Genomic DNA, 19,825 nt, shown 5'->3' on the forward strand with positions numbered 1-19,825 from the left:
ACGCATTTCCCTGGGAAAATCAAGTCGAAGATAAGACGTCTGATGTATTTATGCCAAAAATAAGACATCAGACAATTAAAAAGAGGATAAAAGACGGAAAAACACACGATATTTGTAAGATATACACAATAGAAATAGAGAAAACCTGTAAATATAGTAGAAATAATGTCTGATGGCTTGTAATAAAAACAAAGAAATGGTAGAATCTAGGCATAAGACATCAGATGATTTTGGAGAAGTTTTTACTTAATCGAGGAGGTTTACGAATGGAACTGCACAGCCAGAAAATCAGAGTACTTGCACCGGAAAATGACCCGCTGAAAATCGGTATGGGATGGACGGTAGAGGATTTGTTCAAGCCGCAGATTCTTGTGGAAAGCACATTTGGAGACAGTCATCCGGGAAGCGCCCACCTGGATCAGTTTGTGGAAGAGGGAATGCGGGCAATTGCCGATAACGGAGGAAAAGGAGCACGCAATTATGTAACCGATATCTGCGATGGAATCGCCCAGGGCCATGACGGAATCAATTATTCCCTGGCTCATCGGGATATGATGGCGAATATGGTGGAAATTCATGGAAATGCAACCGGTTATGACGGCGGTCTGTTTATTGCAAGCTGCGATAAATCCATGCCGGCCATGTTGATGGGAATCGGAAAATTAAAGGATATGAGCGCGATTGTAGTAACCGGCGGAGTTATGGAGGCGCATACCATTCCGGCTAAATATGTGGAACAGGATCCCTCATGCGCCATTAATGAGCTGTTGACTCTGGAGCAAATTGGAAAGTTTGACGCGCAGGAAAAGAGAGGAGAGATTCCCAAGGAGCAGCTGGATTATTACAAACAGCATGCATGTCCCAGCTGCGGAGCATGTTCCTTTATGGGAACTGCTTCTACGATGCAGATTATGGCAGAAGCGCTGGGCCTGATGCTTCCGGGAACGGCTCTGATGCCGGCAACAGCTCCGGAACTGAAGCAGGCAGCTTATGATGCCGGCGTGCAGCTGATGAAGCTGGTGGAGCAGGGAATCAAGGCGAAGGACATTGTGACAATGAAGAGTTTTGAAAATGCCATTATGGTTCATGCAGCGATTTCCGGCTCAACCAATGCTACCATGCATATTCCGGCCATTGCCCATGAGTTTGGATTTGAGATTGATGCAGATACCTTTGATCGGATGCACAGAGGCGCTCACTATCTGCTGAATATCCGTCCCTCCGGTGACTGGCCTGCTCAGTATTTCTACTATGCAGGAGGCGTCCCCAGAGTAATGGAGGAGATTAAGGGAATGCTTCATCTGGATGTTATGACAGTAACCGGAAAGACCCTGGGAGAGAATCTGGAGGAGTTAAAGCACAATGGCTTTTATGAGCACTGTGATGCCATCCTGAAAGAAAAGGCGAAGCTGCTGGGTCGCGAGATTAAACGGACAGAGATTATCCATGATTTTGACGATGCGAAGGGAACGGACGGAAGCATTGCTATTCTGAAGGGAAATCTGGCTCCAGAGGGATGCGTAATCAAGCATACGGCATGTCCGAATAATATGTTTGAGGCAACTCTGAATGCAAAACCCTTTGACAGTGAGGAGGAGTGTATTGACGCAGTCCTGAAGGGACGGGTGAAACCGGGCGACGCTATCTTTATCCGTTATGAAGGCCCCAAGGGAAGCGGTATGCCGGAAATGTTCTATACTGGTGAGGCAATCTGCTCAGATCCGGAGCTGGCTTCCAGCGTAGCGCTGATTACAGACGGCCGTTTCTCAGGCGCATCCCGGGGACCGGTTATCGGCCATGTCAGCCCGGAGGCGGCAGCAGGCGGCCCCATTGCTCTGGTTGAGGATGGAGATCTGATTCATATTGATGTGGTAAACAGAAAGCTGGAAATTGTAGGCGTGAAGGGCGAGAAGCTGTCAGAGGCTGAGATGGAAAAGGTTCTGGCGGAGAGAAAGGCGAAATGGCAGCCAAAGCCGGCTAAGTATACCAGGGGCGTGATGAAGATTTATTCTCAGCACGCAGTATCTCCCATGAAGGGCGGATATATGGAATAAATCCTTCAGCCGCCCGGAGCTTCTTGTCCGCTGTAGGCGGCAAGAAGAACCATGGCGGAACTATTACAATAAATAATAAGGCTTTTGAAAACGGTCCGCCGGATTCTGATAAAAGGCAGTTGTCCGGCGGAAGGGGAAAACGGGAAAACGAATAAGGAAAGGGGTACACAAATGGAAACAGCATTAAATCCGACAAGGCTGGTTGGTCTTGGTTCCATGTTTGGAGCGATACTGGAAACCTCAGGCGGTGTCCAGAGTATCGCTGTAACTATGGTAAAGAAATTTGGAGATGAAAAAGCGGTCTGGGCTCTTGGAATTACTGGTCTGGTCATTGCTATGCCGGTATTCTGTGCGGTACGGTTGCCATGATTGTGGCAGGCCCTGTGTTTGGCGCTTTCTGCGGGAAAAAATATAACATTGCGATTCCGGAGCATGTAGCAAATCAGGCAGATTTTGATGAGTCTAAGCTGCCGTCCTTTGGAACGATTGTAGGCATTATTATGATTCCTCTGGTACTGATTATTCTGGACTCCCTGGCTGGTGAAGTCTCTGATTGGCATGGATGAGAAGACAACTCTGAAAACCTGGACCATTATGGAGACACTGGTAGGAGGAACCGGCTTCATCGCAGCATTGATTATTTCATTTTTCGCATAAAAAGGAAACAGAGATTTCCGAAGCCCTTTTAGCAGCTGGCGCTGAAGGGGCTTTTTTCATACAAGCTTTCAATGTATTTTCCTGCCTGAAGTTTCCCATATCTGAACGAAGATGGAAAGTTCTTTCAATTTTCCTTCACACGTTGAAACGAAATGTGAAATGTGCTAAAATGTTGTTTATTCGACAAAGGAAGTGAGGAATCAGGCCTTTATGACATTACATATGAATATGAAAAAAAGGAGAAAACACAGAGACAGCCTGCGTCGGTTCTTTCTTGCCGGCGCAGTCCTTTTGAGTGCCGGAGCGCTGTCAGCCTGCGGCAGCAAGGAAGCTGCGTTAAATGAGTCAACGTCCTTGGCTCCTCCAGTGGTTCTGATGGAAGAGACTCTGCCTCAGACAGCTGCAGATGAAACAGTTATGGCGCTGACGCCGGATGGACCGCTGCTGCCCTCTGTAGCAGGAGTGGATGCAGAGTATACGGATCCGATTCCTGATTATCTGCGGATTGGCGAGCACCATCCGATTGTGGCAAAGCTGCAGCAGAGATTGATGGATCTGGGATTTATGGACAACGATGAACCAACGGATTTTTACGGTGAGGTAACACAGAGTGCCGTGAAGATTTATCAGCGGCAGAATAAGCTGGCTCAGGACGGGATTATCGGTCCGGAGACGCTGGAGGCCATTCTGTCGCCGGATGCCAAATATTACGCAGCTCAGATGGGAGATGTGGGCGATGATATTAAGCGGATTCAGGATCGTCTGTATCAGATGGGATATCTGGCTTATGGAAACCAGGTAACTGGCAATTTTGGAGAAGCCACAGAGGCTGCTGTGAAAAAGATGCAGAGTGTCAATGGGCTGGAGCAGGACGGCAAGGTAGGCCGGAAAACTATGAACCTGCTGTACAGCGATGAGGTAAAGCCCAACCTGCTTTCCTACGGTGAGAAAAGTGATGTGGTGCTGGAAGCGCAGAAACGTCTGAAGCTTTTGGGGTATATGACAACAGAGCCGGACGGAACCTATGGAAATGATACAATTATGGCAGTGAAGCAGTTCCAGTCAAGAAATGACCAGGTTGTAGACGGCTTCCTGGGACCAGATACCCGTATTGCCTTAAACAGTGATTCCGCAGTACCAAACGGCATAAGCCTTGGTGACAGCGGCGAGAGTGTTCAGAGAGTCCAGAGCCTTCTGAGCGGACTTGGATACTTAAATTCAGGAAATGCAACTGGCTATTATGGTGAGATTACGGAGGATGCAGTAAAATCCTTCCAGCGGACCAACGGCCTCAGCGCAGACGGAACCGTAGGCGCCATGACGATGGCAAAGCTGACCAGCAGCGATGCCAAGAAAGCGCCGTCTGGCTCCAGGGGAGGAAGCACCTCCAGCGGAGGAAACAGAAGACCCAGCACAGGCGGTTCCAGCCAGAGCGGCAATTCCGGCGGAGGCTCCTCCGGAGGCGGTGGAGTTCCCAGTACAGGAACAGCCAGCGGAAGTGCCAGCGCTTTGATTTCTGTAGCCAGCTCCAAGCTGGGCTGTCCTTATGTATGGGGCGCTAAGGGGCCAAATGCATTTGACTGTTCCGGTTTTGTATACTGGTGTCTGAATCAGGTTGGAGTCCGTCAGAGTTATCTGACCTCCTCCGGCTGGCGCAGTGTTGGAAAGTATCAGAAGATTACCAGTTTTTCCAATCTGCGGGCAGGAGATATTATTGTAGTAAGCGGCCATGTAGGTATTGTTGCCAATGGCGGAACGGTGATTGACGCATCTTCCGGTAACGGCAAGGTGGTACATCGTTCTTTAAGTTCCTGGTGGGCCAATAATTTTATCTGCGGCTGGCGTATTTTTGGATAAAGAAAAAAGAATCGTCCCATTTTCCGGTGCTGAACCGGAGCTGGACGATTCTTTTTTTTAGGATTGTTTTTCCACTACCTCAAAGCCGATTTGAACTTTAAACAGATCTCCGTCAATAAGAATTTCAAAGGTTCCGCCTTGAAGTCTTGTCAGACTTTGAGCGATAGAGAGACCAAGTCCGCTTCCCTCGGTGGTTCGGGATACATCACCCCGGACAAAACGTTCTGTCAGTTCGGAGCCCTGTACGTTTAAGGGAGATTCGGAAACATTTTTTATAGTGAAAAACACATGATTTTCTTTCTGAATCACTTCTGTGTATACACGGCTGTGTTCCATAGCATACTTAAATGCATTGTTATATACATTTTCCAGAACGCGCCACAGATGGCGCCCGTCAGCGTGAATCAGAATGCTCTGAGCCGGGAGGGCGGCAATCAGCTCCAGCTGGCGCTGGGCAAATTTTTCTTCAAATTCTCCGTTGGTCTGCCAGATCATTTCCACCAGATCCAGGGTTGCCATTTCCAGCTTGACATTGCCGGAGCTGGCCTTAGAGGCCTCTACCAGATCCTCTGTCAGGTTTTTCAGCCGCTGGGACTTCTGATCCAGGACATTCAGATATTCCTGAACCTTTTCACCAGGCAGCTTTTCCCGTTTCAGCAAATCTACATAGTTTATAATTGAGGTGAGAGGCGTTTTGATATCATGCGATACATTGGTAATCAGATCCGCCTTCAGCCGTTCACTTTTTACCTGTTCCTGAAGCGCCTGTTCCAGACCGGTTCCGATGCTGTTAATCATTTTTCCCATCTGGAGCTCCTTGCCGGAAAGCCCCTGCAGATCCATCTGATAAGACGTATCTCCGCCTGCAATTTTTGCAATGGCATCGGCAATTCGGTCATGCTGTCCGGAAATGCAGAACAGCTTGTGAAAGACCAGGTAATCCAGAATACAAAGTCCTGCAAGAAGAAGCAGGAGAGCGGCTTTTGCAGCCGCATAAATACGGAAGTGAAAGGCTGCGGCCATCAATCCCAGAAGGAGTAAGTGAGCTCCAATAAAGCCAGAATAAACACATAACAGACGCCAGGAAAAGCTTCTGTCTGTGAAATAAAGCTCCAGGTTTTTCTTTAACTGGCAGGCCGTGCTGCCGCTCCAGAGAGTTCTGCATTTGTAGCGCCGCAGCAGGCTGAAAGCGCTGATCATACAGCAGCCATAAATAAGAACTGCCCGCAGCATCCGTTCCAGAAAACTCCAGCTTGCCTCTGCTGTAACAAGATGAATCAGCCGGTATCCGATTTTTTCGCCGAGAAACAGGGCGAATAAAGTGGAAACCCCAGTCATAATCAGGCACGCCTCTGTAGAGATTCCATCAAAGCCGTGGAGATAGGGAATCGCTTTGTCTGCAGTCCTGTAACCTGAGTTAATAACCAGATAGTAGAGGGTTGCAAGGCATCCGATGATGCCAAGGGCCAGTCCCAGAAGAGATTCTGCAAATCGGCTTCTAAGATGGCGGTAGGCAATAGACTGATCAGAATAAAGATCATCAGCCAGATAATCGGTATCTACCGCAACAGTAATATAATAGCGATCCGAATTGGAGGTATTATTCTGCTCCATAGAGGTAGCAATGTTTTTTGGAATTTCTGACAGGTTGGTATCAATAATAATGGACTCGCTGGTCAGGGAACAGTAGCGGCCCAGCTCCATCAGCTCTTCGGGCGTAATGCCGGAGGCATTGGTATAAAGAGCATCTGGGGTATCTCCGTCCAGATAGGCAATGGAATAGTACAGGTTGGACGGATTAGCCATAAACCGATAGGTGGCCGTATAGTAGTCGCTTAAACAGTCCAGAACCTCTCTGGACAGATCCAGCAGGGAGGAGTAAGCATCTCCCGGCTCTGTCAAAATCGGATTGGGCTCGTAGGCCCGCCAGATCACGCGCTGATCCCGGGTGGTGGAGACGTTGTCATAAATGAAAAGATCATTGACTACTTCAAACTGATCGTTTAAGTAAAAGCCCTGACTTTTGGCGTAGCGGAGTACTTCCTCCAGGGTATAGGTGATTTCCGGGCCGTCGCCGTGAGATACGGCAAACATTTCTTTGGATAAATCCAGAGAGCCGTCTGTCTCAAAAATGTCACGGTAAGATACGTACTTGAATATCAGATCCAGATCTGACTGAAACTGCTGCTGAAACTGAGGTGTGTCCTCATACTGTCGTTCCAGGATCCAGCCAAGGCCGCTTCCGATTCGGGTATGCAGATACATAAAACTGATGCTGGATACGGTCAGAGTCAGAAATATCAGATGGAGCAGCACAGCAAGAGTTTTGCGGATCTGCAGAGAATAGGTTTTCCGCTTCATAATTTCTCCTATTGTTTTTCGATTTTATAGCCAACGCCCCAGACAACCTTCAGGTAGCGTGGTTCCCGCGGGTTGATTTCAATTTTTTCGCGGATATGCCGGATGTGGACAGCTACGGTATTATCTGCGCCAATAGCCTCCTCATTCCAGATCTGTTCATAAATCTCATCAATGGAAAATACTTTTCCTGCATTTTTTACCAGAAGCAGCAGGATGTTGTACTCAATAGGAGTCAGGCGGATAGGCTCTTCGTCTACCCAGACCTCCTTGGTATCATCATTGATCATCAGTCCGCCGCATTTGAAAACCTGATCGCTGGTCTGCTGGTTAAGATTGCCCAGCTGAGTGTAGCGGCGCAGCTGGGATTTGACTCTGGCTACCAGCTCCAGGGGATTGAAGGGCTTGGAAATATAATCATCTGCGCCAATATTCAGTCCCAGAATCTTATCCGTGTCTTCGGATTTTGCAGAGAGGATAATAATGGGAACGCTGCTGGTTTCTCTTATCTTCAGTGTGGTTCGTATTCCGTCCAGTCCTGGCATCATAACATCCATAATAACCAGATCTACATGATTTTTTTCCAGAAGAGCCAGGGCATCATAGCCGTCATATGCCTTGATCACCTGAAAGCCTTCTCCGGTCAGGTAAATATCTATGGCATCTACAATTTCCTTATCATCGTCACAAACTAAAATGGTCTGCATAAGTTCCTCCTTTTCTAATGTTTATACAGCAGGAAAACAATCCCCTGCTGGTATCAGTATACAACAAAAGAGGCCCTGCCGCAATCGGCAAGACCTCGAATTGTAACAACCTGGTTATTGATAATCGCAGACATTCAGCCAGCTGTGAAGCAGCTCTGCCTCTTCTGGCCGTTTCTTTGTAAGCTGAGCGGCAGCTACCAGAGGAAGCCACTGCTGTACATATCGTTTGTCGGTACCTGTTTTTTTGCAGAACAGATCCATGTATTTGTCTGCCGCCTCCTGGTTGTCCAGGCAGAACAGCAGATAGGTTCTGGCCACATCCGCACTGGCATTACCCTGGGTTGCATGAACCCAGTCCAGAACGTACATGGTGCCGTCTTCCTTCACGATAATGTTTTCAGGCTGGAAATCACCATGACACAGCTTTATATGCTTGGGGGTGCTGTCCAGCCGGGTGAGAAGATCGTAGCGGTTGACAGGGTTCAATTCCTCAATCTCAGAGATCTGCCGCGCCATTTTGTCTTTTAACTTGTTCAGTAATGGACAGGTCTTAGAATGAATCGTCAACTGTAAGTCAACCATTTGATTCAGATACTCGTCCAGCTTGTCAGGATTCTCATCCATCAGCTGTTTGAGGGTCTTGCCGTTGATGAATTCCTTGTAAATAGCCCAACAGCCATCATCATCTACTTCTACCTTCAGAGTAGCAGGGATATTGATACCGCCGATTTCTTCGATACGGGCACTGACAAGTGCTTCGTTCAGTACTTCTGCTTTAGGAAAACCCTTACAGAAAACCTTAATTGCCATATCACCATCACGGTAGACACTTTTGGTCGCGTTCTTGGATATTAACTCTCTTGCCATACGAAACTCTCCTTCCTTTTTTTGGTGTTGATTACTCAACCAGGTCGATCCTTATTCTACTACAAAAGTTTCAGAATGTCATCCACTTTTTGATAATTTTTTAACAATTCTTTTTTCTCATTAAATTCCATGCTTTTGCGAATACCAATGCCTGCGTTCGGCGGCGTCTGCTTAGAAGCTTCAGGAAAAACGCAGAATTGCGGTTCCGTAGGCTGAGAGAGGCAGGCTGATGGAGAAGGGCTGTCCGTCGCATTCCTTTTTGACTGCCCGGAAAACAGGACATTCTGATGGGGCATAAGCTCCGTGGCCGTTATCTAACAGCAGAGTATAATTTCCGCGTTTGGGAACACCGACCCGGTACTCAGGTCTCTCCATGGGCGTAAAGTTGCAGACAAAGAGCAGGCTTTTCCGCTTGTTTTTTGCGTAGCGGACAAAGCTGAAAATACTCCGATCCCCGTCGTTGGCATTGATCCACTGGAAACCGTCCCAGTCATCATCAGACTCATAGAGTGCAGGATATTTCTGGTAAATATGAAGCAGATCACGGACATAGTGCTGGAGATCGCTGTGGAGCTCTTCTTCGGTCAGATACCAGTCCAGACTGACCTTTTCATCCCATTCGTGGAGCTGTCCGAAGTCCTGTCCCATAAACAGAAGTTTTTTTCCGGGATGTCCCATCATATAGGTGTAGCCTGCTTTCAGGTTGGCAAATTTATCAGGGAAATATCCGGGCATCTTGTTGATCATGGAGCATTTTAAGTGAACCACCTCATCATGGGAAAGCACCAGAATAAAGTTTTCACTGTTAAAGTATGTAAGTCCAAAGGTCATCTTGTTGTGATTGAATTTGCGGAAATAGGGATCCAGCTTCATATATTCTAGGAAATCATGCATCCATCCCATGTTCCACTTAAAGGTAAAGCCAAGGCCGCCGTCTTTGGGATCGTGTGTTACCAGAGGCCATGCGGTAGATTCCTCGGCAATTACCATGGCTCCCTGTCCGCGAGAGGCCATGATGCTGTTCAGATGGCGGAAAAATTCAATGGCTTCCAGATTCTGATTGCCGCCGTATTGGTTGGCAATCCACTCGCCGTCTTTGCGGCCATAGTCCAGATATAGCATGGAGGCAACGGCATCGACACGAAGTCCGTCTACATGGAATTTGTCTACCCAGTACAGGGCGTTGGCAATGAGGAAGTTGGAAACCTCATGCTTTCCATAATCAAATACCTTGGTTCCCCAGTCCGGATGTTCCCCTTTGCGCGGATCCGCGTATTCATACAAAGCCTGTCCGTCAAAATCAGCCAGTCCGTGGGCATCTCGGGGGAAATGAGCCGGAACCCAGTCCAGAATTACGCCAATGCCTTTTTTATGAAGGTAGTTAACAAAATACTGGAAGTCTTCGGGGGTACCGTAACGGGAGGTGGGAGCGTAATAGCCGGTGACCTGGTAGCCCCAGGAGCCGTCAAAGGGATGCTCAGCAATACCCATCAGCTCTACATGGGTATAGCCCATGTCCTTCACATATTCAGCCAGCTCAACAGCAGCCTCCCGGTATGTATAAAATCCATTTTTTTCTTCTCTGTCTTTTTTTCTCCAGGAGCCCAGATGAACCTCATAAATACTCATGGCAGCTTCTCTGGGATTGGTGGTCCGGCGTTTTTGCAGCCAGGCGGAATCAGACCATTTATACGGGGTGTCAGAAGCGACAGCCGAGGCGGTTCCGGGGCGGAATTCGGCGCTTCTGGCGTAGGGATCCGCTTTAAACAGGAGCTTTCCGGTCTGGGTAACAATGGCAAATTTGTAGAGATTGCCTTCTTTCAAACCTGGTACAAAGATTTCATAAATTCCGGAGGTTTCCAGAAGGGTCATGGGATGAGATTCCGGCTCCCAGTTGTTAAAATCGCCTACCAGGCTGACAGAAGCAGCGTGGGGGGCCCAGACAGCAAAATAAACGCCTCTTTTTCCATCCAGTGTCATGGGGTGAGCGCCCAGTTTTTCATAGATCTCATAGTGTGTTCCCTGTCCGAACAGGTATCGATCCATCTCTGAAATGATACCTGTGGCAGAGGTTCCTTTTTTGGTATTGGCAGCCATAATCCTAATCCTCCCTGATTTCCAGGACAGCGCCGCTGTTGCCCGGTAATGTAAGTGTGAGTCTTCCGTTCTCAAAAGGAATGCTTGTGCCGTCTATCAGATTGACAGCTTGACCGGCAGAGACCCCAACTGGTATGGAAAGCGTGCTTTCTCCGTCATCACTGTTGGCGGCGGTGATTGTAAGCGAATTTTCGCTGCTCCTGGAAAATGCATACTGGCGATTGGTCAGAAGCAGCTCCTGATACTGTCCGCCGTGAAAGCATTCGTGCTCTGTGTGGATCTGGCCCAGCTGGCGAATCAGCTCTGTCAGCTCACAGTCCAGCTTCTGACCGTTTTCCATGGAAATAGCCGGACGCAGCGCTCTGTCGCTGTCTCTGGTGCGGACTCCTTCTATGGCCCACTCATCTCCGTAATAAACAGAGGGAATGCCCGGAAGCGTGTAAAGCAGCAGCCATGCCAGAGGAAGGTGAGCTTTTTCTTTTAATTTGCTGGCGATCCGGTTTTCATCGTGATTGTCTAAAAAGGTATAAAGTCTGGCGCCGATATTCTGAAGGCGTCGTACATTGTGGGCAATTTCAAAAAAGTTGTGATCATTCAGACCGGAATAGAGGCTTTTGTGCAGCTCGTAATTGGTCACAGAATGAAGCATTTCATCATTGACCCATCGAGAGTATTCTCCGTGAATAACTTCTCCCATCAGCCAGAAATCTTTTTTCATGGGAGCAGTGGCTGCACGCATCTCCTTCATAAACTGGAAATCCATTACATTGGCGCAGTCCAGACGGATTCCGTCAATATCAAAGGTATCAATCCAATAACGAATCACATCAAATAAATACTGTTTTACCTCCGGATTCTGCAGATTCAAACAGGGAAGCTCATAGTGGCCCTGCCAGGCTTCGTAGCTGAAGCCATCGTGGAAGGGATTGTCCCAGCCGAAATTTACACCCCTGTACCATCCGCAGTAGGGGGAGTGTTCCCGTTTTTCCTGAATATCGCGGAAAGCAAAAAATTCACGTCCTGTATGATTGAAGACTCCGTCTACTACAACGCGGATGCCGGCCTGATGGCATAGTTTGACAAAATGGATAAAATCTTCATTATCCCCCAGGCGGCGATCGGTCAGGCGGTAATCCCGGGTGTCATAGCCGTGGGAAGAGGATTCGAACAGCGGCCCAATATAGAGGGCGGTGCAGCCTAAATCCTTCATATGGGGAACCCATTTGTTCAGCTCTTCAAAACGGTGAACAACGGGAGTATTCGGGCTGTTTTCAAGGGGAGCCCCTGTCATCCCCAGAGGATACATGTGATAAAATACCGCTTTTTCATACCAAGTAACCATAGCTTCAGTAAAGTCCTCCTGATGTATTGATTTTGCGGTGTTTAAGAGTTTTCCAGAAGCTTAAACCGCCGCAGAAGAAACTGATACCGCAGCTGAACGGCTTTCAGTTCATAAATATAACAGTCGATTAAGGTGGGATCCACCACCTCCTCAAACTGGTTCCGAACCGATTCCAGCCGGTGTCTGGTCCGGTCGATTTCCGCTTTCAGTTCCAGATTTTCCAGTGTGTCGGTCGATTTTGTGCGCTGTCGCTTCTGATAACCTGATTTTGTTTTCATAAAATGCTGCCTCCAAAGACGTAGATTGCAGATAATATCTGGCTTTGGTTTCAGTATCACCGGAAACTGGAAAACTATACAGAAAGAGGAAATGCTTCAGTCCTGCCTGAAAAAATCCTCCACGAGAGCGCCCATCTGCATCAGCCTGCGGGTGGCGCTTAAAAGTCTTGGACTGTAGTAGTTGGAGGTGCCTCTGCGGCGAACCTCCACAAGCCCGGAGTCTTTTAATATTTTCAGGTGATGGGAGATTGCAGGCCGGGACAGGCTTGTCTGGCGTGTAATCTCGTTGACATTCAGTCCCTCCGGATGATCCGTCCGGACGGCATGGGCCAGTGTCTTTATGATGGTAAGCCGCATCTCATCGCCAAGAGCAATGAAAAGGGGCATACAGTCATGAAACTGCTGTTCCAGATCCTTGCCGCCTGCCATAATAATCCTCCTTGGTTTAAAAATTTAAACTAATGCCATTCTAGCACGGTTTTCTGAACATGTCAACGAAAAATAGGGGGATTAAAAGGATAAAATCAGACATTATTCACAAAAGAAAAGGGAAATAAATGGGAGAAAACAAAAACAGGAGGACCGTTTCTGCAGTCCTCCTGTTTTAAAAAGATAGAAAAAGGATATGTATTAAAGCATTTTCTTCATGGCATCAGCTACAAACTGTACCTTGGTGCCTACAATAACCTGAACGGCAGTCTTGCTGGGACGGATAACGCCTGCAATGCCTGCAGATTTAATCTTTTTCTCATTTACCTGAGTATGATCTTTTACCTCCAGACGGAGACGGGTAATGCAGTTGTCCAGAGAAACAACGTTTTCTTTACCGCCAAGACCCTCCAGGATAATAGCTGCTACACCGTCAAAATCGCTGGTGTCCAGAACAGCCTTTGCATCCAACTCGTCATCATCGTCCTCACGACCCGGGGTTTTTAAGTCAAATGCAGTAATAGCAAAGCGGAATACCAGGTAGAATACTACAAATGCTGCTGCGCCCAGAGGAAGAATCAGCCAGGTTTTCTGTGCTGCCGGAAGGGAAGCAGAGAATACCAGGTCGGTTAAACCAGCGGAGAAGGAGAAGCCTGCCCGGAAGCCCAGGAGTACAGTGATGGTGGTGAAAATACCGTACAGCAGAGCGTAAATAACGTACAGAATCGGAGCAAGGAACATAAAGCCAAACTCGAAGGGCTCGGTAACACCGCAGATAAAGGAGCAGACTGCTGCGGAAGCTACAAGACCAACGGCAATTTTTTTCTTATTGTCCTTTGCGGTCTGAATCATTGCCAGTGCAGCGCCAGGGATACCGAACATCATACAGGGGAAGAATCCGGACATGTACATACCAAGATCCCAGGTAACATCAGCAGAGGTTTTGCCTGCCCAGAAGTTAGACAGATCGCCCAGACCGATGGTATCAAACCAGAATACGTTGTTCAGTGCGTGGTGCAGACCAGTAGGAATCAGAAGTCTGTTTAAGAATGCGTAGATACCTGCACCTACAGCTCCCATGCCTACGATACCCTTGCCCAGTGCAACCAGTCCGCCGAAAATAAGCGGCCAAGCAAAGAGCAGGATTGCTGCAGCTGCGATGGAAACAACAGCAGTGATAATTGCGACAGAACGCTTGCCGGAGAAGAAGGAAAGCGCATCGGGAAGACGGGTGTTCTTAAATCTGTTGTAGCAGGAAGCACCAATCAGACCGGCAATAATACCGATAAATGCGTTTTCAATTTTTCCGAAAGCCAGCATGGAGTTGGCATTGTCTGCGATAGACGGCATGATGGTGGTTACTACGCCGGGATTTAACAGCTTGGTAATCATCAGCCAGGAAACAAGACCTGCCAGTCCGGCAGTACCATCGTGGTCATCCGTCATGCCGACGGCAACACCAATAACAAACAGCCAGTGCATGTTGTCAATCAGAGCTCCGCCTGCTTTTACAAGAAAGAAGCCAATAATCTCTACAAGACCATTTACTTCACCACCCTGCATGGTAGACGGACAGAGTGCATATCCAATACCCATCAGAATACCGCAGATGGGAAGACATGCCACTGGAAGCATCAATGCTTTACCAAGTTTTTGCAGATACTTCATCATAAAAAATTCCTCCTTTTTTCTTTCCTTTTCTTGATAAAAGGTATTATTTTTGGAAAATTAATGTGAGAAAGGATAAAAGCAAGAATAAAAAACAAAATTTCCCATTTCGTGGTACGAACATAAAATAATTTTCCATTTGTCTTCATGATACGTTGTTTATGTACAAAAGTCAATACAATTTTTTTATAAAAAGTTTATGATTTTTTTATATTGTTTAAGATTTTGTTGATTTTGTGAAGAAATTTGCAGTATTGATATCAGGTAACTGAACTGTTACGATATCAGAGGATTGATTCCTGGAGGGGTGTCGAAATTTGACGATCGAAAAACGGTTTGATAGAATTGACATCCGGGTTATTTTTGGGTATGATTAGTGTACAGTCAACGCCAGTTCAGGCGGTGTGATTCAATTTCATTTATGCTTCTGTGTCGGATCTGTTGATTCGAAAAAGAAAGCATCAGCCAATCGGCAAAATATTTTCAACACAGTTTTATGAGAAAGATTTAGAAGAGAGGAGGGGAAGGTCTGTCTGAGGAATTATTTTCCAGATGCATCTTGTGTATCGTTCTGACAGGCACAGGAATTACGGATCTGAGGGACGGAAAGGTGTATAACTGGTGGCTTGTTTTAGGCCTGGCTGCAGGTGTTTTATGCAGAGGGGCTGTATTTTTTACCGGAGCTGTATTTTTTCTGATACCATCCTTTTTGCTGTTTTGTTTCCGCATGATTGGAGCTGGAGACGGAAAACTGGCAGCTGTTACAGGAGGGTTTCTGGGAATTCAGGACGGTCTGTTCGTGATAATGATCGGGCTGTTTCTGGGAGCTTTGTGGTCAGTGGGGCGTATGTGGAGAGACAGAAGCTTTGGACTGCGTATGGGGTATTTGCTTCACTATGCAGAGAGTCTGATGGGACAGAGAACCTGTTTCAGTTACGATGATTTAACAGGGCTGGAGGCCAGACACAGAATTCCTCTGGCAGCGTGTCTGTCAGCTGGGGGATATTTGTATCTGCTTGGTTCAGCGGCAGTCAGATTGGGAGGATGTGTTTTATGAAACGGATTATGGCAGTGTATGATGCAGATCCATTTTATGCAGATCGTTTTGCAGAATTTGTAAATCAGAAGGAGGCGGCGTTTCATGCTGTGGCATTTACCAGTCTGGCCCGTCTTCGGGCATTTTCTGAACAGCAGAGAATAGAGATGCTTCTGGTTGGTGATGAGGTGGAGGAGGAAGCTTTGGAAGGAATACGGGCGGAGCAGCTTATTCGTCTCGGAGAAACAGGGTTTCCGGGAAAGGAGGCGAAAACAGTTTACAAATATCAGGCCACAGACAGTGTCCTGAGAGAGGTTATGTCCTGCTATCAGGTGAAGGAACAGCCGGTACGGATGGTAACTGGAAGCCAGAAGAGCAGGATAATCGGCGTTTATTCTCCTGTAGGCAGATGCGGCAAGACAGCGTTTGCATTTACACTGGGACAGGATTTGTCTCGAAGCAGCAAGACGCTTTTTTTGACACTGGAGGAGTGCTGTGCATTGTCTGTGCTTACAGGAACGGAATATGAAGCTGGTCTGTCGGAGCTGCTTTATTATTACCGGCAGGGAGAATACAGCCATCTTCGCCTGCGGGGAGTAACATACAGCTGGGGAGAGCTGGATTATGTTCCTCCTGCAGAATATCCAGAAGATTTGGCGCAGATGAAAGGAGAGGAACTGGCTAGTTTGATTGATTTGATTGCTTCAGAAGGGCTTTATGAGACGATTGTTGTAGATCTAGGACATTTTTTCTGGGGGACGGAACTGTTTTTGTCCTTGTGCGATGTGGTTTACACACCAGTCCAGGAGGATCCGGTATCCCTGGTAAAGCTGGAGCAATGGCAAAAATATATAGAAGTCTCTGGATATGGAGGGCTTTTGGAGCGGATTCGAAGGATTCGCCTGCCATATCAGAAAAATCTCGTCCAGCAGGGACATTATCTGGAGCAATTGTTATGGGGAGAGATGGGGGACTTTGTGCGGAGTCTCACCGGACGGGGAGAATCAGGAAAGGAGGAAGCTTAACTGCAGATATTACCAAGAATGGAAAAAGACGGGCAGAGAGAAAGCAGGACAGTGCAGGAGCGTCTGAAGCAGGAGATTCGTATGGAGCTTCAGGGGATCAGCCAGATAGAGGAGGAAAATCTGCAGGAGTGTATTGATCGGGCAATTCGCAGGGAAGGCCAGAGACAATATCTGCCTTTGCAGCGGCGGCTGGAATTAAAAACACGGCTGTACGACAGCTTTCGCCGGCTTGATATTCTTCAGGAGCTGGTAGATGATCCAGAAGTGACGGAGATTATGGTCAATGGAAAAGATCGGATTTTTGTGGAGAAAAAAGGGAGAATCAGCCAATGGGAACGGACATTTGACCAGGTGGAGGAGCTGGAGGATTTGATTCAGCAGATTGTCAGCCGTATTAACCGGTCTGTGAATGTTGCGCATCCTATTGCAGATGCAAGACTGGAGGATGGTTCCAGAGTTCATGTGGTCTTGCCGCCGGTTGCCCTGGATGGTCCGGTTGTGACAATCCGAAAATTTCCGGATCCGATTACAGCAGAGAAGCTGGTTTCCATAGGTTCTTTAACAGAGGAAGCTGCACAGTTTTTGAAAAATCTGGTACAGGCAGGATACAATCTGTTTATCTGCGGCGGAACTGGTTCCGGCAAGACAACCTTTCTCAATGCTATGTCAGGATTTATTCCGAACACAGAGCGTGTCATTACGATAGAGGATTCAGCGGAGCTGCAGATTCGCCAGGTTCCGAATCTGGTTCGCCTGGAAACTCGTAACGCCAATGGAGAGGGAGAGGGGGCCATTGAAATCAGCGATTTGATTCGGGCAGCTTTGCGGATGAGGCCGGATCGGATTATTGTAGGAGAGGTGAGGGGGAAGGAGTGTCTCGATATGCTTCAGGCGTTAAATACCGGACATGCAGGCAGTTTGTCTACAGGACATGGAAACAGTCCCAGAGATATGCTTTCCAGGCTGGAAACTATGACGCTTATGGGGGCGGATTTGCCCTTAGCAGCAGTGCGGAGCCAAATTTCCTCAGCGATTGATATTCTGGTGCATTTGGGACGTCTGCGGGATAAAAGCCGTCGGGTTCTGGAGATTGCTGAAGTAGGGGCAGTGGAAGAAGGAATCATCCAGTTGAATTCTCTGTTCCGTTTTCAGGAAGAGGAGGGAAGTGTCGATGAGGAAAGGAAAACAGGGCGGGTCAGGGGGCATCTTATCAAAACAGGAACTCTGCAGTCAGTGGAAAAACTCAAAGCAGCAGGTTATCCAGTATGAGAAATACAGGATGACGACGGCAGAACTGCTTCAGGCAGTGGGAAAGGGGGTGGCTGCCTGCGGACTGTTTGCGACAGTGTTTTACAGAAGCATGAAGGCATTCTGGATGATGATTCCTGTTGGGGTGACGGTGGCTCTTGTTTCGGAAAGAAAAAGACTGAAAAACAGGAGATGGAATCTTTTGGCTGTTCAGTTTAAGGAGAGCATGGTGATTCTGGCATCGGCTTTAAGTTCTGGATATGCCATGGAAAACGCATTGGCAGTGAGCAGGGAGGAACTGTCTATGCTTTATGGGGAAGATGGACTGATTACAAGAGAATTTTCCTATATGATCGCTCAGCTGAAAACAAACAGAACCGTAGAGGAGGTGCTGAATGATTTTGCAGAGAGAAGCGGTTTGGAGGATGTGAAAAATTTTTCTGAGGTATTTTCTGTAGCCAAGCGCAGCGGTGGAGATTTAAGCGGGATTATGCGTCATACGGCAGAAGTGATTCGGGACAAAATGCAGGTGAGGGAGGAAATCCGGACAATGACAGCATCGCGGCAGTTCGAACAGAAAATTATGGGAATGATACCATTTCTGATTGCATTTTATGTGGAAGGTTCTTCACCAGGTTTTTTTTCACAGATGTATGAAACAGGACTGGGAAGAATTTTGATGACCGGATGTATGGCAGGATATCTGATCTCAGTGGTTTTATCCAGAAGAATTCTGGATATCCGCATATAGGCTGCCTGAAAAAGGAGGGATGGGGACTTTTGATTACTAGAAAAAGTCAGTGGATTTTGCCGGCAGTTTGTATAGTCGGAAGTATGACGCTTTATGGAGTCCTGGAAATTTCTAACAGCAGTTCATCAGAAAGCCTGCCGGGAAACAGAATTCTTCGAGATGGATATGCAGGACTTGAGGAGCAGTATGAGTTGCTGGTAGACGGAGTGGCTCAGAAAGCGGTTCCTGTTACGGTACAGGTCAGTCCCAGAGCGTATACTCAGGAAGAAGCTATGGAGGCCTTTTATCATCTGATGGATGATATTGAAAACAGAATCCGGGGAGAAAACCGTTCTCTGACGGAGGTGGAATCGGATTTGGAATTGATTTCCAGGGATAAAGAAACAGGGATTTCTATTCGGTGGCAGTCCTCAGAACCGGAACTGCTTTCTTCTATGGGAAAAATTATGAAATCAACAGAAACGCCCAGACAGGTGATTCTCTCTGCAAGATTGACTGTGGATGGTTATCATGCAGATTTCCAGATTCCTATTCGTCTGGTTCCCAGAACGCTTTCTCCAGATGAGCAGCTTTTGGCAGGACTTCAGCAGGAGATAGAGAAAAGGAATGAGGAACAGAAGACGGATGAGTATCTGGTTCTTCCGGAGCGTGTGGATGGCAGAACAATTTCCTACCGCAGGGAAAAGAAAGAGAATTATTTTGCGCTGCCTTTTTTAGGAATTTTTCTTGCATTCTTACTGGTAATCCGGGAGAGGGAGGCAGAAAAGGTAAGGGAGAAACGTCGGGAGAAGGAATTGCTTCTGGACTATGCAGAACTGGTATCAAAGCTGATGATCCTGGTTGGAGCAGGAATGACGATTCGCAGCGCGTGGGAACGAATGGTAAAGGACTATGAACACGCAAGAGAAATGGGAAAGCAGAAGCAGCAGGCGGCAGGAGAGGAAATGTGCCGTACATATTACCAGCTGGTAAATGGAATGCCGGAGGGGACTGCTTACCGGGAATTTGGCCGCAGATGTAAGCTTCAGCCTTACCTGAAGCTGAGCAGCGTATTGGAGCAGAACAGAAAGGCGGGAACAAAAAATTTAAGAGCCATACTCAGAACAGAGATGGAGGATGCTTTTGAAATGAGAAAAAACCTGGCCCGCCGTATGGGAGAGGAGGCAGGAACAAAGCTGCTTGCGCCGCTGTTTTTGATGCTTGGCATTGTAATGGTAATGATCATGGCTCCGGCCATGATGACGATGGGATAAGGAGGATATCGATATGTTGAGAAATGAAATCTGTGAATTTTTCCATCAGGAGGATGGAGTTGGCGTAATTGAGATCGTTTTGATTCTGGTGGTTCTGATTGGACTGGTGATTATTTTCAAGTCCCAGATTACGGAACTGTTAAATAATATTTTTAGTGAAATAAGCAAGCAGTCAAAAGAGGTTTACTGATGAAGATG

Annotated in this window: 17 protein-coding genes and 1 pseudogene; 10 read left to right on the plus strand and 8 right to left on the minus strand. The window is 47.4% G+C overall.

All coding sequences use genetic code 11. From position 1 onward, the window contains the following. The first annotated feature begins 266 nt into the window (after positions 1-266). From ilvD to ACESON_RS10600, 4 genes and pseudogenes are all read left to right on the plus strand, one after another. The gene (gene ilvD, locus ACESON_RS10585) at positions 267-2,054 is read left to right on the plus strand and encodes a dihydroxy-acid dehydratase (protein ID WP_373109746.1); all 1,788 of its coding nucleotides are present in this window, start codon (positions 267-269) and stop codon (positions 2,052-2,054) included. A 198-nt stretch (positions 2,055-2,252) separates the two neighbouring features. Continuing rightward, positions 2,253-2,593, plus strand: a pseudogene (locus ACESON_RS10590) (gluconate permease); the annotation flags it as partial. Positions 2,594-2,612: 19 nt separating this feature from the next. Beyond that, positions 2,613-2,711, plus strand: coding sequence for a hypothetical protein (locus ACESON_RS10595; protein ID WP_373109748.1), 99 nt, complete (start codon positions 2,613-2,615; stop codon positions 2,709-2,711). 222 nt (positions 2,712-2,933) lie between these two features. Then, entirely contained in the window at positions 2,934-4,568 is a 1,635-nt protein-coding gene (locus ACESON_RS10600; protein ID WP_373109831.1) for a peptidoglycan-binding protein, read from the plus strand. 57 nt (positions 4,569-4,625) lie between these two features. Here ACESON_RS10600 and ACESON_RS10605 read toward each other — a convergent pair whose 3' ends face one another. The 8 genes from ACESON_RS10605 to nagE form a co-directional block, all read right to left on the minus strand. Next, positions 4,626-6,929: a histidine kinase dimerization/phospho-acceptor domain-containing protein gene (locus tag ACESON_RS10605; protein WP_177959812.1), complete on the minus strand. Its 2,304-nt coding sequence runs from the start codon at positions 6,927-6,929 to the stop codon at positions 4,626-4,628. An 8-nt stretch (positions 6,930-6,937) separates the two neighbouring features. Continuing rightward, positions 6,938-7,633, minus strand: coding sequence for a response regulator (locus ACESON_RS10610; protein WP_177959811.1), 696 nt, complete (start codon positions 7,631-7,633; stop codon positions 6,938-6,940). A gap of 114 nt (positions 7,634-7,747) precedes the next feature. After that, positions 7,748-8,500, minus strand: a complete 753-nt coding sequence (locus ACESON_RS10615) for a phosphotransferase (RefSeq protein ID WP_177959810.1) — start codon at positions 8,498-8,500, stop codon at positions 7,748-7,750. Between the two features lie 180 nt (positions 8,501-8,680). Next, positions 8,681-10,597: a 1,4-alpha-glucan branching protein GlgB gene (gene glgB / locus ACESON_RS10620; protein ID WP_373109750.1), complete on the minus strand. Its 1,917-nt coding sequence runs from the start codon at positions 10,595-10,597 to the stop codon at positions 8,681-8,683. A 4-nt stretch (positions 10,598-10,601) separates the two neighbouring features. Further along, on the minus strand, positions 10,602-11,939 hold the full coding sequence (locus ACESON_RS10625) for an alpha-amylase family glycosyl hydrolase (RefSeq protein ID WP_373109752.1): 1,338 nt from the start codon (positions 11,937-11,939) through the stop codon (positions 10,602-10,604). A gap of 41 nt (positions 11,940-11,980) precedes the next feature. Beyond that, entirely contained in the window at positions 11,981-12,217 is a 237-nt protein-coding gene (locus tag ACESON_RS10630; RefSeq protein WP_177959807.1) for a DUF2508 family protein, read from the minus strand. 96 nt (positions 12,218-12,313) lie between these two features. Further along, positions 12,314-12,646 (minus strand): ArsR/SmtB family transcription factor, encoded by a 333-nt coding sequence (locus ACESON_RS10635; protein ID WP_373109753.1) that lies wholly within the window; start codon positions 12,644-12,646, stop codon positions 12,314-12,316. Between the two features lie 201 nt (positions 12,647-12,847). Beyond that, positions 12,848-14,317 (minus strand): N-acetylglucosamine-specific PTS transporter subunit IIBC, encoded by a 1,470-nt coding sequence (gene nagE, locus ACESON_RS10640; protein WP_373109754.1) that lies wholly within the window; start codon positions 14,315-14,317, stop codon positions 12,848-12,850. Positions 14,318-14,873: 556 nt separating this feature from the next. Between nagE and ACESON_RS10645 the strand changes: the two genes are divergently transcribed. The 6 genes from ACESON_RS10645 to ACESON_RS10670 are packed head-to-tail and all read left to right on the plus strand — an operon-like array spanning position 14,874 to position 19,817. Further along, positions 14,874-15,371 (plus strand): prepilin peptidase, encoded by a 498-nt coding sequence (locus tag ACESON_RS10645; RefSeq protein ID WP_373109756.1) that lies wholly within the window; start codon positions 14,874-14,876, stop codon positions 15,369-15,371. Further along, positions 15,368-16,375 carry a hypothetical protein gene (locus ACESON_RS10650; protein WP_373109757.1) on the plus strand — a complete coding sequence of 336 codons (1,008 nt, stop codon included), beginning with the start codon at positions 15,368-15,370 and terminating at the stop codon, positions 16,373-16,375. Before ACESON_RS10645 ends, ACESON_RS10650 begins: the two co-directional genes overlap by 4 nt. Positions 16,376-16,393: 18 nt before the next feature. Further along, on the plus strand, positions 16,394-17,644 hold the full coding sequence (locus tag ACESON_RS10655; RefSeq protein WP_373109758.1) for a CpaF family protein: 1,251 nt from the start codon (positions 16,394-16,396) through the stop codon (positions 17,642-17,644). Between the two features lie 10 nt (positions 17,645-17,654). Further along, complete coding sequence (locus tag ACESON_RS10660; protein WP_177959803.1) at positions 17,655-18,374, plus strand: type II secretion system F family protein; 720 nt, start codon at positions 17,655-17,657, stop codon at positions 18,372-18,374. A 29-nt stretch (positions 18,375-18,403) separates the two neighbouring features. Further along, positions 18,404-19,627: a hypothetical protein gene (locus tag ACESON_RS10665; RefSeq protein ID WP_373109759.1), complete on the plus strand. Its 1,224-nt coding sequence runs from the start codon at positions 18,404-18,406 to the stop codon at positions 19,625-19,627. Between the two features lie 13 nt (positions 19,628-19,640). Next, the gene (locus ACESON_RS10670) at positions 19,641-19,817 is read left to right on the plus strand and encodes a Flp1 family type IVb pilin (protein ID WP_177959801.1); all 177 of its coding nucleotides are present in this window, start codon (positions 19,641-19,643) and stop codon (positions 19,815-19,817) included. The last annotated feature ends 8 nt before the right edge of the window (positions 19,818-19,825 follow it).

The organism is Lachnoclostridium sp. Marseille-P6806 (assembly GCF_964238185.1).
In the GTDB taxonomy this organism is placed as follows: Bacteria; Bacillota; Clostridia; order Lachnospirales; family Lachnospiraceae; genus Brotaphodocola.